This window comes from Pseudomonas sp. B392_1p (assembly GCF_052245235.1).
Taxonomy (GTDB): Bacteria; Pseudomonadota; Gammaproteobacteria; order Pseudomonadales; family Pseudomonadaceae; genus Serpens; species Serpens gallinarum.
Genome location: NZ_JBQPXM010000001.1, coordinates 215,073 through 229,391, shown reverse-complemented (window position 1 = coordinate 229,391; position 14,319 = coordinate 215,073). Strand labels below are relative to the sequence as shown.

Here is a 14,319-nt window from a genome sequence, read left to right as displayed (position 1 = left end):
ACGCTTTGCCACTGAACCGCACCTGAGCGCCGATAGAGGACACCATGAGCAAAACCAACCAATCGCTGATGCAACGCCGCATGGCTGCCGTCCCGCGTGGCGTCGGCCAGATTCACCCGATCTTCGCAGAGCGCGCGGAAAACGCCACGGTGTGGGACGTCGAAGGACGTGAGTACATCGATTTCGCCGGCGGCATTGCGGTGCTCAACACCGGTCATCTGCACCCCAAAGTGGTCGCTGCCGTACAGGAGCAACTGACCAAGCTGAGCCATACCTGCTTTCAGGTGCTGGCCTACGAACCCTATGTCGAGCTCTGCGAGAAGATCGCCGCGCGCGTACCGGGAGACTTCGCCAAGAAGACCCTGCTGGTCACCAGTGGCTCGGAAGCCGTCGAAAACGCAGTGAAGATCGCCCGTGCCGCCACCGGCCGCGCCGGGGTGATTGCCTTCACCAGCGCCTACCATGGGCGCACGATGATGACCCTGTCGCTGACCGGCAAGCAGGTACCCTATGCCGCCGGCATGGGCCTGATGCCCGGTGGCGTGTTCCGCGCCCAGTACCCCAACGCGCTGCACGGCGTCAGCGTGGACGACGCCATGGCCAGCATCGAGCGCATCTTCAAGAACGACGCCGAACCCCGTGATATCGCGGCGATCATCATCGAACCGGTCCAGGGCGAGGGCGGTTTTTACGCCGCACCCAAGCCTTTTATGCAGCGTTTGCGTGCGCTGTGCGACCAGCACGGCATTCTGCTGATTGCCGATGAAGTGCAGACCGGCGCCGGGCGTACCGGTACGTTCTTCGCCATGGAGCAGATGGGCGTGGTGGCCGATTTGACCACCTTCGCCAAGTCCATTGCCGGCGGTTTCCCGCTGTCTGGGGTGTGCGGCAAGGCCGAGTACATGGACGCCATCGCCCCCGGCGGCTTGGGCGGCACCTACGCGGGTAGCCCAATCGCCTGCGCAGCGGCCCTCGCCGTCATGGAGGTATTCGAGGAGGAAAATCTGCTGGAGCGCAGCCAGACCGTGGGCGAAACCATCAAGGCCGCCCTGCGCGAGGTGCAGAGCAAACATTCGGTGATTGGCGAAGTGCGTGGCCTGGGGGCCATGGTCGCCATCGAGCTGTTCAAGGACGGTGATCCGCATCAGCCCAATGCCGAGCTGGTCAGCCAGGTCGTCACCCGCGCCCGCGAGAAGGGGTTGATCCTGTTGTCCTGCGGCTCCTACTACAACGTGATCCGCGTGCTGGTGCCGCTGACCGTACCGGACGAGCAACTCAAGCGCGGCCTGGAGATTATCGCCGAGTGCTTTGACGAGCTGGCCTGATAGCTCAAACCGAGCGCTGCGGCATTCCGTCGTCGGGCGGCCTCGCCCATTGCACGGTGTGGGGATAAAAACACCGAGTCATCTGAGCACCCCGCCGCACGGCTGAAACGCCGCCGGCGGGGTGCTCGTTCGTCTTAAAGCTTCCAGCCAACCCTCCTGCAGCCAGCGACGCCGCCCCAAGGCCGCACATGCGCCTCGCTCCGTTGCACACCCCATTAGGCGTGATCGACAACGCCCGAACCATGGCCGGCGTATTTATCAAACACGGCTACGATTCAGTGTTCGTGATACCGATACCGCCGTTCCGGATGAACTGGATCCGCCAGGCTCTTACCGGCAAAGAAACAGATGCACTGCAGCAGTGGATCGCGCCCCCACCACGTCAATAAAAAAGCTGTTCCGAACGACCCTCAGCCCCCGGTTTGTCGCTGAGCACGATTTTGGAGTGGATGACCATGCAACGCTATTCTGGCTTCGGCCTGTTCAAGCATTCCCTCAGCCACCACGAAAACTGGCAGCGCATGTGGCGCACACCGACCCCGAAAAAGGTCTACGACGTGGTCATCGTCGGCGGTGGCGGGCATGGTCTGGCGACCGCCTACTATCTGGCCAAGGAACACGGCATTACCAACGTGGCGGTGGTCGAGAAAGGCTGGCTGGGCGGCGGTAACACCGCGCGCAACACCACCATCGTTCGCTCCAACTACCTGTGGGACGAGTCGGCGCACCTGTACGAACACGCGATGAAACTCTGGGAAGGCCTGTCCCAGGAGCTGAACTACAACGTGATGTTTTCCCAGCGTGGGGTTTACAACCTGTGCCACAGCCTGCAGGACATCCGTGATTCCCAGCGCCGGGTCAGCGCCAACCGTCTCAACGGCATAGACGGCGAATTGCTCGATGCCAGACAAGTGGCCGACGAGATTCCGTACCTCGACTGTTCCAGGAACACCCGTTACCCGGTGATGGGCGCCACCGTCCAGCGTCGCGGCGGCGTGGCGCGTCACGATGCCGTGGCCTGGGGCTATGCCCGTGCCGCCGACGCCTTGGGTGTGGACCTGATCCAGCAGACCGAAGTGACCGGTTTTCGCAAGGAAAACGGCGTGTGCATCGGTGTCGAGACCCGCCAGGGTTTCATCGGCGGCAAGCGCGTCGGTGTCGTCACGGCCGGCAATTCCGGGCACATGGCCAAACTGGCCGGTTTCCGTCTACCGATCGAGTCCCATCCGCTGCAAGCGCTGGTGTCCGAGCCGCTCAAGCCGATTATCGACAGCGTGATCATGTCCAATGCTGTGCACGGCTACATCAGCCAGTCCGACAAGGGCGACCTGGTGATCGGCGCCGGTATCGACGGCTACAACGGCTACGGCCAGCGGGGCTCGTACCCGGTGATCGAGCACACCCTTCAGGCCATCGTCGAGATGTTCCCGGTGTTGTCGCGCGTCAGCATGAACCGTCAATGGGGCGGCATCGTCGACATCACGCCGGATGCGTGCCCGATCATGTCGAAAACCCCGGTACCCAATCTGTTCTTCAACTGCGGTTGGGGCACCGGTGGCTTCAAGGCAACCCCAGGCTCGGGCAACGTGTTTGCGGCCAGTCTGGCCAAGGGTGAAATGCACCCATTGGCAGCCCCTTTCTCCCTCGACCGTTTCCACAGCGGTGCGTTGATCGACGAACACGGCGCTGCCGCGGTTGCCCACTAGGAGAACTCCCATGTTGCAGATCTTCTGTTCTCACTGCGGCGAACTGCGCTCCGAAGAAGAGTTCCACGCATCCGGCCAGGCGCACATCCCGCGCCCGCTGGACCCGAGCAGTAGCACCGACGAGGAGTGGGGCGACTACCTATACGTTCGCGACAACCCGCGCGGCCTGCACCACGAGCTGTGGGTTCACGTCGCCGGTTGCCGTCAGTGCTTCAACGTCACCCGTGACACCGTGACCTATGAGATTTTCGAAACCTACAGGATCGGCGCCAAACCACAATTCACCGACACGACCAATAGCCCTATAACGGCCACCACGGCTCAGGGAGAGCAGGCATGAGCCAGATCAATCGCCTGCCTAGCGGCGGACGGATCGACCGCAGCAAGGTCCTCAGCTTCACCTTCAATGGCCAGAGCTTCCATGGCTTTGCAGGCGATACCCTGGCTGCGGCCCTGCTGGCCAACGGTGTCGACATCATCGGTCGCAGCTTCAAGTATTCCCGTCCGCGCGGCATCGTCGCCGCCGGTGCCGAAGAGCCGAACGCCGTGCTGCAGATCGGCGCGACCGAAGCCACGCAGATCCCCAACGTACGGGCCACGCAACAAGCGCTGTACCACGGCCTGGTCGCCACCAGCACCAACGGCTGGCCGAGCGTGAACAACGACATGATGGCAATCCTCGGCAAGGTCGGCGGCCCGTTGATGCCCCCGGGCTTCTACTACAAAACCTTCATGTACCCGCAATCGTTGTGGATGACGTACGAGAAGTACATTCGCAAGGCCGCCGGCTTTGGCCGCTCGCCGACCGAGAACGATCCGGACACCTACGACGCCATGAATCAGCACTGCGACGTACTGATCGTCGGCGCGGGCCCCGCCGGTCTGGCCGCGGCACAGGCCGCCGCGCGCAGCGGTGCCCGGGTGATTCTGGCCGATGAGCAGGAAGAGTTCGGCGGCAGCTTGCTCGATTCCCGTGAAAGCCTCGACGGCAAGCCCGCCATGGAATGGGTTGCCCGCGTCATCGATGAACTGAACAACACCCCTGACGTGCTGCTGTTGCCGCGCGCCACGGTCAACGGTTACCACGACCATAACTTCCTGACCATTCACGAGCGCCGCACCGACCACCTCGGCGACCGCGCACCGATCGGCCAGGTGCGTCAGCGCATGAACCGGGTTCGCGCCAAGCACGTGGTACTGGCGACCGGCGCGCACGAGCGTCCACTGGTGTACGGCAACAACGACGTGCCGGGCAACATGCTGGCCGGCGCGGTGTCGACGTACCTTCGTCGTTACGCCGTGGCACCGGGCAGGAAGCTTGTCCTGAGCACCAATAACGATCACGCCTACCGCGCCGCACTGGACTGGCTCGATGCCGGCCTGCACGTGGTGGCCATCGCCGACGCCCGCAGCAACCCTCGCGGTGCGCAGGTGGAAGAAGCTCGCGCCAAAGGTATCCGCATCCTCACCGGCGCTGCCGTGATCGAGGCCCGTGGCAGCAAACGCGTGACCGCCGCGTGCGTGGCCGCGATCGACGTCAAGGCTCACGCCGTCACCAGCCCTGGCGAGTGGCTCGAGTGCGACCTGATCGCCAGTTCCGGCGGTTACAGCCCGGTGGTTCACCTGGCGTCGCACCTGGGCGGCAAGCCGATCTGGCGTGAAGACATCCTCGGTTTCGTACCGGGCGAAGCACCGCAGAAACGCATCTGCGTCGGCGGCATCAACGGCGTGTATGGCCTCGGCGACACCCTGGCCGATGGTGTTGAAGGCGGTGCCCGCGCCGCCAGCGAGGCCGGTTTCGGTGCGGTCGAAGCAAAATTGCCCACAGCTCTGAGCCATCCGCAAGAGCCGACCCTGGCGCTGTTCCAGGTGCCCCATGAAAAGAACGCTGCGCGTGCGCCCAAGCAATTCGTCGACTTCCAGAACGATGTCACCGCCGGCGGCATCGAACTGGCGACCCGCGAGGGCTTCGAGTCAGTGGAGCACGTCAAGCGCTACACCGCGCTGGGCTTCGGCACCGATCAGGGCAAGCTCGGCAACGTCAACGGCCTGGCTATCGCGGCCCGGGCGCTGAACGTGACCATCGCGCAGATGGGCACCACCATGTTCCGTCCGAACTACACGCCGGTGCCGTTCGGCGCCGTGGCCGGCCGCCATTGCGGGCACCTCTTCGAACCTGTGCGTATCACCGCGCTGCACCACTGGCACGTGAAGAATGGCGCCGAGTTTGAAGATGTCGGCCAGTGGAAGCGCCCGCGGTACTTCCCGAAAAACGGTGAAGACCTGCACACCGCGGTCAAGCGCGAATGCAACGCCGTGCGCGACAGCGTCGGCCTGCTGGACGCGTCGACCCTGGGCAAGATCGACATCCAGGGCCCGGACGCGCGCGAATTCCTCAACCGCGTCTACACCAATGCCTGGACCAGGCTCGACGTGGGCAAGGCCCGCTACGGCCTGATGTGCAAGGAAGACGGTATGGTGTTCGACGACGGTGTGACGGCCTGCCTGGCCGACAACCATTTCCTGATGACCACCACCACCGGCGGCGCTGCACGCGTGCTGCAATGGCTGGATATGTACCTCCAGACCGAATGGCCGGACCTGAAGGTGTACCTCACGTCCGTGACGGACCACTGGGCAACCCTGACGCTGTCAGGGCCGAACAGCCGCGCACTGCTCGGTCGGATCACCGACATCGATCTGAGCAACGAAGCCTTTTCGTTCATGACCTGGAAAGAAGGCCGGGTGGGTGGCGTGCCGGCGCGAGTGTTCCGCATTTCGTATACCGGCGAACTGTCCTACGAGATAAACGTGCAGGCCGACTACGCCATGGGCGTGCTGGAAAAAATCGTCGAGGCCGGCGAACCGTACAACCTTACCCCCTACGGCACTGAGACCATGCATGTGCTGCGGGCCGAGAAGGGCTTCATCATCGTCGGCCAGGACACCGACGGCTCGATGACCCCGGACGACCTGAACATGGGCTGGTGCGTGGGTCGTAGCAAACCGTTCCCGTGGATCGGCTGGCGGGGCATGAACCGCAAGAACTGCCTGAGTGATCAGCGCAAACAGCTGGTCGGCCTCAAGCCGATCGACCCGACCCAATGGCTGCCGGAGGGCGCGCAATTAGTGTTCGACGCCCAGCAAGCGATCCCGATGAGCATGGTGGGGCACGTGACCTCCAGCTATCTGCACAACTCCCTCGGCTATTCGTTTGCCCTGGGTGTGGTGACGGGTGGCTTGAAGCGTATCGGTGAGCGGGTGTTCGCACCGCTGGCTGACGGCAGCGTGATCGAGGCGGAAATCGTTTCGTCGGTGTTCTTCGATCCGCAGGGGGATCGCCAGAACGTGTAACTCGATCCCCCACGCTCCGCGTAGGCATGATCAATCAAATCAGCAACAGGTGCCTGTATGACCGCAGCCAATGTCTACCCGCAACGCCCAACCACCGGGGCCAAAGCCGAATCGGCGCTGCACCATGCCGACCTCGCCAGCCGGGTGGGCCAGGGTCGTCAAAACGCCGGCGTGACCGTGCGTGAGAAAAAACTCCTCGGCCACCTGATCCTGCGTGGCAATGGCTACGATGCCGCCTTCGCCGCTGGCGTGCGTGAGGCAACCGGCATGGAGTTGCCGGGCGCGCTGAGCGTCGTTGTCGACGGCGAAACCAGCCTGCAATGGCTGGGGCCGGATGAGTGGCTGCTGATTGTCCCGAGCGGCGAAGAATTCGCCGCCGAGAAAAAACTTCGTGACGCGCTGGGCGCCCTGCACATCGCAGTCGTCAATGTCAGCGGTGGTCAGCAGCTCCTCGAACTCAGCGGCCCGAACGTGCGCCAGGTGCTGATGAAATCCACCAGCTACGACGTGCACCCCCATAACTTCCCGGTGGGCAAAGCGGTCGGCACCGTATTCGCCAAGTCGCAACTGGTGATTCGCCACACGGCCGAAGACACCTGGGAACTGCTGATTCGGCGCAGCTTCGCGGATTACTGGTGGCTGTGGTTGCAGGATGCGTCCGCCGAGTACGGGCTGAGCGTTCAGGCCTGATGGTGATCATTCTCACGCTTGCGTGGGAACGATCACGGAAAACACGCTATTGGCCGGCCGCTCTGAGCGACGAGCGATTCGACTCACGGCTCTGCCGCGTCACTCAAACGGCTCAGCTCGCGACGCACCATGTTGGCATAGGTCGGTGGGCTCAAGCCGTACAGCTCGCTGGCCACCCAGGCCAACCAGCGGCCCTGCCACTGTTCCCGCGCCGCCAACAGGCGCTGTGCCTCGGCTTTGGCCCGCGCCTGGTGCTCGCGGTGGAAGTCGGCGCGGCCACTGCCGCCCTGATCCTGTTTCGCCATCTGTGATCCACCCCTCTACAATGGCCGCCCTTTCCAGGAGGCCATTTATGTTTCTGCCCACTCGTTTCGCCCCCGTGCTGTTCGGCGCCCTGCTGTCGGCAATCATGACCTGCGTGGTATCCGCCGTCGTGCTGGTGCTCAATCAAGGCTGGAGCATCGACGTCCTGCGCGCCTGGCCCAAATCGGCGCTCACCACCTGGCTGGTGGCCTTCCCCACCGTTCTGCTGGTCGCTCCACTGGTGCGCCGCCTGGTGATGAAAGTCACTAAATAAGCGCCGTTTGCTGGTTTTAACGCTCGAACGCCCGGTGCAGCTCAGACAGGGTCGGGTAATGCCAGTTCGGCGTTTCGGCCGCCAGCTCTTGCGCACTACCAAAGCCATAGCCCACCGCCACGCAATCCAGGCCGTTGCGCTTGGCGCCAATCAGGTCGTGCTTGCGGTCGCCGATCATCAGCGCCTGGCTCGGATCGAGTTGTTCGCGGTCGATCAGGTGGGCGATCAGCTCGACCTTGTCGGTGCGCGTCCCGTCCAGCTCGCTGCCATAGATCACCTTGAAATGGCGGTCGAAGCCGAAGTGGCGGGCGATCTCGACGGCGAACACCGTCGGCTTGCTGGTGGCGATGTACAGCGTGCGGCCTTGATCGCGGAGCATGCCGAGCAAGGCCTCGATGCCGTCGAACGGGCGGTTTTCATACAGCCCGGTGACCTTGAAGCGCTCGCGGTAATGGTTGACCGCCTGCCAGGCGGTGGCCTCGTCCAGGCCATAACTGCTCATGAAGCACTGCAGCAGCGGCGGGCCGATGAAATGTTCCAGCGCGGCCAGGTCCGGCTCGTGGATATCCAACTGAGCGAGGGCGTACTGCACCGAACGGGTGATGCCTTCACGCGGGTCGGTGAGGGTGCCGTCGAGGTCAAAAAGAATCGTATCGTGATGCATCAGCGGTCGTACCCTTCGGCGATGTGCTGATCCTTGAGCTTCACGTAGTTGCCTGCGGTGTAGCTGAAATAAGCCTTTTCCTGCTCGGTCAGCGCGCGCACCTGTTTTACCGGGCTGCCGACGTACAGATGGCCACGCTCCAGACGCTTGCCCGGCGGCACCAGGCTGCCGGCGCCGATCATCACCTGGTCTTCCACCACGGCGCCGTCCATGATGATACTGCCCATGCCGACCAGGATGCGGTTGCCCAGCGTACAGCCATGCAGGCAGACCTTGTGGCCGACGGTCACCTCGTCACCGACGATCAGCGGGAAACCCTCGGGGTTGTACGGCCCGGGATGGGTGATGTGCAGCACGCAGCCGTCCTGAATGCTCGAGCGCGCGCCGATGCGGATCCGGTGCATGTCGGCGCGAATTACCGCCTGAGCCCACACCGAGCTGTCGGCACCCAACTGGATATCGCCAATCAGCACGGCGGTGTTATCGACAAACACACGCTCGCCGAGCTGCGGCGTGGTGTTCTGGTAGGTACGAATCGCCACGATAGAGTCCTCTTGGGCTGCGGTCGGCGCGGATTGTAATTAAGATGGAAGGCATGTGGACAATGCCTACCATGGTCCCACGCCCTTTTTGCCTACAGGTGATGCCCCGTGACTGCCAGCAATCCTCTTCTTCAAGAATTCGACCTGCCGCCCTATTCGCTGATTCGCCCCGAACACGTCGCACCGGCCATCGACCAGATCCTCGCCGACAGCCGTGCGGCGGTGGCCGAGCTGCTCAAGACCCAAAAGACTGCGCCGAGCTGGGACGGTCTGGTGCTGACCCTCGATGAACTGGGCGCGCGCCTGGGCCGGGCCTGGAGCCCGGTCAGCCACCTCAACGCCGTGTGCAACAGCCCCGAGCTGCGCGCCGCCTATGAGGCCTGCCTGCCCAAGCTGTCCGAGTACTCCACCGAGCTGGGGCAGAATCCCGAGTTGTTCGCCGCCTACCAGGCGCTGGCCGCAAGCCCCGCTGCGGCGGGCTTCGACGTGGCGCAAAAAACCATCCTCGAACACAGCCTGCGGGACTTCCGCCTGTCTGGCATCGATCTGCCGCCGGCCGAGCAGCAGCGCTACGGCGAGATCCAGATGCGCCTTTCCGAGCTGACCAGCCGTTTTTCCAACCAGTTGCTGGATGCCACCCAAGCCTGGACCAAGCACGTTACCGCCGACGCGCAACTGGCCGGCCTGCCCGACTCGGCCAAGGCGCAGATGGCTCAGGCCGCCCAGGCGAAGAACCTCGACGGCTGGCTGATCACCCTGGAATTCCCCAGCTATTACGCGGTAATGACCTACGCCGATGACCGCGCACTGCGCGAGAAGGTGTACACCGCCTACGCAACCCGCGCCTCGGATCAGGGCCCGAATGCCGGCCAGCACGACAACGGCCCGCTGATGGCCGAGATTCTCGACCTGCGCCAGGAGCTGGCCAAGCTGCTCGGCTTCGCCAATTTCGCCGACCTGTCGCTGGCCACCAAGATGGCCGACACCAGCGAACAGGTACTGAGCTTCCTGCGTGACCTGGCCGTGCGCAGCAAGCCGTTTGCCCAGCGCGACCTCAACGAACTCAAGGCCTTCGCCGCCGAACAGGGCGTAAGCGATCTGCAGAGCTGGGACGCCGGCTACTTCGCCGAAAAACTGCGCCAGGCGCGTTACGACCTGTCCCAGGAAGCGGTGCGTGCCTGGTTCCCAATCGACAAGGTGCTGTCCGGGCTGTTCGCCATCGTGCAACAGCTGTACGGCATCGAAATCCGCGAATTGACCGAATTCGACCGCTGGCACCCCGACGTGCGCCTGTTCGAGATTCGCGAGAACGGCGAGCACGTCGGGCGCTTCTTCTTCGACCTCTATGCTCGCGCCAACAAGCGCGGCGGTGCCTGGATGGACGGCGCCCGTGACAAGCGCCGCAGCGCCGACGGCACGCTGATCAGTCCGGTGGCCAACCTGGTGTGCAACTTCACGCCTGCCGAAGCCGGCAAGCCGGCGCTGCTCACCCATGACGAGGTGACCACGCTGTTCCACGAATTCGGCCATGGCCTGCATCACCTGCTGACCCGGGTCGAGCATGCCGGCGCCTCGGGCATCAACGGCGTGGCCTGGGACGCCGTCGAGCTGCCCAGCCAGTTCATGGAAAACTGGTGCTGGGAGCCGGACGGTCTGGCGCTGATCTCCGGCCACTACCAGACCGGCGAGCCGCTGCCTCAGGAACTGCTCGACAAAATGCTGGCCGCGAAGAATTTCCAGTCCGGCATGATGATGGTGCGTCAGCTGGAGTTCTCGATCTTCGACTTCGAACTGCACGCCACCCACGGCGACGGTCGCAGCGTGCTCGACGTGCTGAACGCGGTGCGCGAGGAAGTGTCGGTGATGCGCCCGCCACTATGGAACCGCTTCGCCAACAGCTTCGCGCACATCTTCGCCGGTGGTTACGCGGCCGGTTACTACAGCTACAAATGGGCCGAGGTGCTGTCCGCCGACGCCTTCTCGCTGTTCGAGGAGCAGGGCGTGCTCAACCCGGAGACCGGCCGCGCGTTCCGCGAGGCGATTCTGGCTCAGGGCGGCGCCCAGGAGCCGATGGACCTGTTCGTTGCTTTCCGCGGCCGCGAGCCGAGCATTGACGCGCTGTTGCGTCACAGCGGTCTGACCGAGGAAATCGCATGAACGATGTGAAGAAACGCTTCATTGCTGGCGCGGTATGCCCGGCCTGCGAAGCCCAGGACACCATCAAGATGTGGGACGTCGAGGGCGTCCCGCACCGCGAATGCGTGGCCTGCGGTTTTGCCGATACGCTCAACGCCCAGGGCATTTCCGTGCCCAAAGAGCTCGGCACGAGGGTGACCCCGCATGCTCCTAAACCGGCGGCGGCCAAGAGCCACACGGTGCAGTTCTTCCCCAACCCGAAGCTGAAGAAGCCTGACTGACCCGGGTTTAGACAGGCCTGTCATGTGGCATCTGGTATGCGGAGATCTGGCGGTCGAGGGCGTGACCCACGCGCTCGGCGCGGACATCGCGGCGCAGTCGCTACGGGTGCTGCACGATGATCTCGCCGTCGGGCCGCTGAGCGATATCGACCAACCGCCCTGTGCCCAGCGGATTGCCTACTGGCAGGCGCTCTGGCCGGTATCGCTCCAACCGATGCCGGATTTTGCCGGTGAGCTGGTCTGCGAAGCGCACTGGCTAAGCGGGTTGGCGCACGGCAGCCGAGCCGTGACGGTCTGGCACGGTGACAGCTGCTCCGAGCAGTTGCTGCTGGCGCGGCTGGCCCAGGCCCTGGCGGGTTCGCCGGTCGAATTGTGGGAGGTGGCCTGTGGCAATCCACAGTTGCCGCCGCGTCGGACGGTCTCCCTGCGCCGCCCGGACCAACTGGTCGACCTCTATCAACACCACCACCGGCTCGACGCGTCCCGCCGCCAGCAATTGGCCGCGCAGTGGCAAGTCCTCGTGAACGACAACGCACCGATCCGCCTGTGGCGCGCCGGGCGTTTTCAATCGGTTGCCCCTGCCTATATCGACGAGCCGCTGCTGGCCGCCTGTTCCGCTGAGTGGCAGCCGTTGGCGCGCGCCATGGCCGAGGTCATGGCCCGCTGCGACGGCTTTTTTCCTACTGATGTGTTTCTTTACTGGCGTGCCCGGGCACTGGCAGCCCAGGGTCGGCTGATGCTGGACGGCAGCGATCAGGACGGTTATGCCGAGCGGCTGGTGCGTTTGCCTCACTGACGGTAGGCTCAGGTTTCGCGAAAAAACTCCCCTGGCGTGCAGTCGAACAGCTGGCGAAACGCGGCGATGAATGCCGAGGTTGAGTCGTAACCGCAGGCCAGTGCCACGTCGGTGACCCGTTCACCGCGTTCCAGCGGCGCCAACGCACCGAGCAAGCGCAGACGCTGGCGCCAGGCGCGAAAACTCAGCCCGGTCTCGCGCAAGAACAGACGGCTCAGGGTCTTTTCCGACACCCCTAGCTGCAGGCCCCAGTCGCCCAGGGTGGTCTGCTGTTCCGGGTGGGCCTGCAGATTGCGACAGATCTGTCGCAGGCGCTTGTCCTGGGGCAGCGGCAGAGCCAGGTCGACTTCCGCGGCGCTGGTCAATTGGTCGAGCAGCACCTGCGCCAGCCGCCCCGCTGCACCCTCTTCGTCATAATCCTCCGGCAGCAGACTGAAGGTACGAATCAGTTCCCGCAGTAGCGGGCTGACCTCTAGTACCCGGCATCTCGGCGGTGCCCATGTGGTCACATTGCATTCCAGATACAGGCTGCGCATTTCCGTTTGCGGCGTGCTGAACACCCGGTGCGGCATGCCCGCGGGCACCCATACCGCCCGCTGCGGCGGCGCTATGAAGCGTCCCGCGCGGGTCTGCACTTCCAGCACACCCTGAGTCGCGTAGGAGAGCTGCACCCACGGATGGCTGTGCTGGTAGGTGAGCGCCCGGTTGGGTAGCGATTCCACTTGGCCGTACAGCGGACGCGGCAGTCTGCGCAATTCGGAAAGGCTGCGGCGCACGGCGTGGTCGTGTCCTTTAGTCGACATTAGCGGGCTCATTGGCGTTAGTCGGTAACGGACGAACAGGGTAGTGTCCGCCGTCACTCGCCCGCAACTACGAGAACAATCATGGCGCTGTCCCGTTTCATTCCCGATGCCTACACCCAGATTCTGATTGGCGTAGTGCTACTCGCCACCTTTCTGCCCGCCAGCGGCCAGGGCGCCGTGGCCTTCGAGTGGATCACCAACCTGGCCATTGCCCTGCTGTTTTTCCTGCACGGTGCCAAGCTATCGCGAGAGGCGATCATTTCCGGCGCCACCCACTGGCGCCTGCACCTGCTGATCTTCGGGTGCACCTTCATACTGTTCCCCATGCTGGGCCTCGCGCTCAAACCGCTGCTGTTCCCCCTGCTGGGCAACGAGCTGTATCTGGGCATGCTTTATCTGTGCGCACTGCCGGCTACCGTGCAGTCGGCCATTGCCTTCACGTCGCTGGCACGGGGCAATATTCCCGCGGCAATCTGCAGCGCCGCCGCGTCCAGCCTTCTGGGCATCTTCCTCACGCCCTTGCTGGTCATGCTGTTGATGGATGTGGAAGGTCAGGGCGGCTCAACGCTGGATGCCATTGGCAAGATCGTCCTGCAACTGCTGGTGCCATTCATCGCCGGGCAACTCATGCGCCCGCTAATTGGCAACTGGGTCAACCGCAACAAGGACTGGCTGCGCTTCGTCGATCAGGGCTCGATCCTGTTGGTGGTCTACACCGCCTTCAGCGCGGCGGTCATCGGCGGCATCTGGGAGCTGATCCCAATGCCGCGTCTACTGATTCTCTGCGTGGTTTGCACACTGTTCCTGGCACTGGTGCTGGTGATCGTCGAGTTCATCGGTCGCCGAATGGGCTTGAATCAGGAAGACCGCATTACCTTACTGTTCGGTGCCTCGAAAAAAAGCATGGCCACCGGCGTACCCATGGCACAGGTGCTGTTTGCCGGCGGCGCCATTGGCACGCTGATCCTGCCGCTGATGATCTTTCACCAGATTCAGTTGATGGTGTGCGCAGTTCTTGCCCAGCACTATGCCAAGCGCCCGGATACCGCAGCCGATACGGCCGAGGTGACCTAAGAGAAACACCCCCGATCAGAAGCGGGCCCTTCACTGGGCACCGCGCTGATGCGGGGCTTCTTGCTGGGGCTGTGAGCTCACAGCGAAGATCTCCCGCCGCAGTCACGTCTAGCGCTCCATCTTTGGACGCGACATAACGATCGAAGGTTGTCTTAAAGCGCCATAAAATTTCGCCTTTACGACACTTGTGCCCTTGAATACCCTAGACAGCCGTTACCTCGGGAATTCTTTTTTTGCGGTGACCTGCATCCGCATTTTTTTGTCCAATGTGCTGACCCTGTCGTAGGTCTTTCCTTCGCGCCTGGGCAACTGCCTAGGACATTGGGTGCGCTGTCTGTCTGTTTGTGCGCCTCAATAATGCCTGCTCCGGC

The 14,319-nt window shown here is 63.5% G+C and carries 14 protein-coding genes; 10 read left to right on the top strand and 4 right to left on the bottom strand.

Going from position 1 to position 14,319, the window contains the following annotated elements; genetic code table 11:
* Positions 1 to 44 precede the first annotated feature (44 nt).
* The 5 genes from gabT (at position 45) to ACTV8E_RS01030 (ending at position 7,075) form a co-directional block, all read left to right on the top strand.
* Positions 45 to 1,325: a 4-aminobutyrate--2-oxoglutarate transaminase gene (gabT, locus tag ACTV8E_RS01050; RefSeq protein ID WP_443198189.1), complete on the top strand. Its 1,281-nt coding sequence runs from the start codon at positions 45 to 47 to the stop codon at positions 1,323 to 1,325.
* Positions 1,326 to 1,780: 455 nt separating this feature from the next.
* On the top strand, positions 1,781 to 3,031 hold the full coding sequence (locus tag ACTV8E_RS01045; protein WP_443198188.1) for a sarcosine oxidase subunit beta family protein: 1,251 nt from the start codon (positions 1,781 to 1,783) through the stop codon (positions 3,029 to 3,031).
* Positions 3,032 to 3,041: 10 nt separating this feature from the next.
* A complete protein-coding gene (locus tag ACTV8E_RS01040) occupies positions 3,042 to 3,371 on the top strand; it encodes a sarcosine oxidase subunit delta (protein ID WP_443198187.1) in 330 nt (109 codons plus the stop codon).
* Positions 3,368 to 6,385 carry a sarcosine oxidase subunit alpha gene (locus tag ACTV8E_RS01035; RefSeq protein WP_443198186.1) on the top strand — a complete coding sequence of 1,006 codons (3,018 nt, stop codon included), beginning with the start codon at positions 3,368 to 3,370 and terminating at the stop codon, positions 6,383 to 6,385. The genes ACTV8E_RS01040 and ACTV8E_RS01035 overlap by 4 nt, the downstream gene beginning before the upstream one ends.
* Before the next feature lie 57 nt (positions 6,386 to 6,442).
* Entirely contained in the window at positions 6,443 to 7,075 is a 633-nt protein-coding gene (locus tag ACTV8E_RS01030) for a sarcosine oxidase subunit gamma (protein WP_443198185.1), read from the top strand.
* 83 nt (positions 7,076 to 7,158) lie between these two features.
* Here ACTV8E_RS01030 and ACTV8E_RS01025 read toward each other — a convergent pair whose 3' ends face one another.
* Positions 7,159 to 7,380 (bottom strand): hypothetical protein, encoded by a 222-nt coding sequence (locus ACTV8E_RS01025; RefSeq protein WP_443198184.1) that lies wholly within the window; start codon positions 7,378 to 7,380, stop codon positions 7,159 to 7,161.
* Between the two features lie 47 nt (positions 7,381 to 7,427).
* On the opposite strand from ACTV8E_RS01025, the gene ACTV8E_RS01020 reads away from it, so the two are divergent.
* Positions 7,428 to 7,652, top strand: a complete 225-nt coding sequence (locus ACTV8E_RS01020; protein WP_443198183.1) for a DUF2798 domain-containing protein — start codon at positions 7,428 to 7,430, stop codon at positions 7,650 to 7,652.
* A 16-nt stretch (positions 7,653 to 7,668) separates the two neighbouring features.
* Here ACTV8E_RS01020 and ACTV8E_RS01015 read toward each other — a convergent pair whose 3' ends face one another.
* The gene (locus ACTV8E_RS01015; protein WP_443198182.1) at positions 7,669 to 8,316 is read right to left on the bottom strand and encodes an HAD family hydrolase; all 648 of its coding nucleotides are present in this window, start codon (positions 8,314 to 8,316) and stop codon (positions 7,669 to 7,671) included.
* The gene (locus ACTV8E_RS01010) at positions 8,316 to 8,858 is read right to left on the bottom strand and encodes a gamma carbonic anhydrase family protein (RefSeq protein ID WP_443198181.1); all 543 of its coding nucleotides are present in this window, start codon (positions 8,856 to 8,858) and stop codon (positions 8,316 to 8,318) included. Before ACTV8E_RS01010 ends, ACTV8E_RS01015 begins: the two co-directional genes overlap by 1 nt.
* Before the next feature lie 108 nt (positions 8,859 to 8,966).
* Between ACTV8E_RS01010 and prlC the strand changes: the two genes are divergently transcribed.
* The 3 genes from prlC to ACTV8E_RS00995 are packed head-to-tail and all read left to right on the top strand — an operon-like array spanning position 8,967 to position 12,071.
* The gene (prlC, locus tag ACTV8E_RS01005) at positions 8,967 to 11,015 is read left to right on the top strand and encodes an oligopeptidase A (RefSeq protein WP_443198180.1); all 2,049 of its coding nucleotides are present in this window, start codon (positions 8,967 to 8,969) and stop codon (positions 11,013 to 11,015) included.
* Entirely contained in the window at positions 11,012 to 11,275 is a 264-nt protein-coding gene (locus tag ACTV8E_RS01000; RefSeq protein ID WP_251835556.1) for a YheV family putative zinc ribbon protein, read from the top strand. Before prlC ends, ACTV8E_RS01000 begins: the two co-directional genes overlap by 4 nt.
* Positions 11,276 to 11,297: 22 nt before the next feature.
* Positions 11,298 to 12,071, top strand: coding sequence for a DUF3658 domain-containing protein (locus tag ACTV8E_RS00995; protein WP_443198179.1), 774 nt, complete (start codon positions 11,298 to 11,300; stop codon positions 12,069 to 12,071).
* An 8-nt stretch (positions 12,072 to 12,079) separates the two neighbouring features.
* Here ACTV8E_RS00995 and ACTV8E_RS00990 read toward each other — a convergent pair whose 3' ends face one another.
* Positions 12,080 to 12,874, bottom strand: a complete 795-nt coding sequence (locus ACTV8E_RS00990) for an AraC family transcriptional regulator (RefSeq protein WP_443198178.1) — start codon at positions 12,872 to 12,874, stop codon at positions 12,080 to 12,082.
* An 81-nt stretch (positions 12,875 to 12,955) separates the two neighbouring features.
* On the opposite strand from ACTV8E_RS00990, the gene ACTV8E_RS00985 reads away from it, so the two are divergent.
* Positions 12,956 to 13,948: a bile acid:sodium symporter family protein gene (locus ACTV8E_RS00985; RefSeq protein WP_273538402.1), complete on the top strand. Its 993-nt coding sequence runs from the start codon at positions 12,956 to 12,958 to the stop codon at positions 13,946 to 13,948.
* Positions 13,949 to 14,319: the final 371 nt, after the last annotated feature.

Excerpts from the sequence above, each read along its gene's own strand:
- ACTV8E_RS01040 (WP_443198187.1), top strand. The coding sequence starts at position 3,042 with ATGTTGCAGATCTTCTGTTCTCACTGCGGCGAACTGCGCTCCGAAGAA.
- ACTV8E_RS01030 (WP_443198185.1), top strand. The coding sequence starts at position 6,443 with ATGACCGCAGCCAATGTCTACCCGCAACGCCCAACCACCGGGGCCAAA.
- ACTV8E_RS01015 (WP_443198182.1), bottom strand. The coding sequence starts at position 8,316 with ATGCATCACGATACGATTCTTTTTGACCTCGACGGCACCCTCACCGAC.
- ACTV8E_RS01045 (WP_443198188.1), top strand. The coding sequence starts at position 1,781 with ATGCAACGCTATTCTGGCTTCGGCCTGTTCAAGCATTCCCTCAGCCAC.
- gabT (WP_443198189.1), top strand. The coding sequence starts at position 45 with ATGAGCAAAACCAACCAATCGCTGATGCAACGCCGCATGGCTGCCGTC.
- ACTV8E_RS00995 (WP_443198179.1), top strand. The coding sequence starts at position 11,298 with ATGTGGCATCTGGTATGCGGAGATCTGGCGGTCGAGGGCGTGACCCAC.
- ACTV8E_RS01020 (WP_443198183.1), top strand. The coding sequence starts at position 7,428 with ATGTTTCTGCCCACTCGTTTCGCCCCCGTGCTGTTCGGCGCCCTGCTG.
- ACTV8E_RS00985 (WP_273538402.1), top strand. The coding sequence starts at position 12,956 with ATGGCGCTGTCCCGTTTCATTCCCGATGCCTACACCCAGATTCTGATT.
- ACTV8E_RS00990 (WP_443198178.1), bottom strand. The coding sequence starts at position 12,874 with ATGTCGACTAAAGGACACGACCACGCCGTGCGCCGCAGCCTTTCCGAA.
- ACTV8E_RS01035 (WP_443198186.1), top strand. The coding sequence starts at position 3,368 with ATGAGCCAGATCAATCGCCTGCCTAGCGGCGGACGGATCGACCGCAGC.
- ACTV8E_RS01000 (WP_251835556.1), top strand. The coding sequence starts at position 11,012 with ATGAACGATGTGAAGAAACGCTTCATTGCTGGCGCGGTATGCCCGGCC.
- ACTV8E_RS01025 (WP_443198184.1), bottom strand. The coding sequence starts at position 7,380 with ATGGCGAAACAGGATCAGGGCGGCAGTGGCCGCGCCGACTTCCACCGC.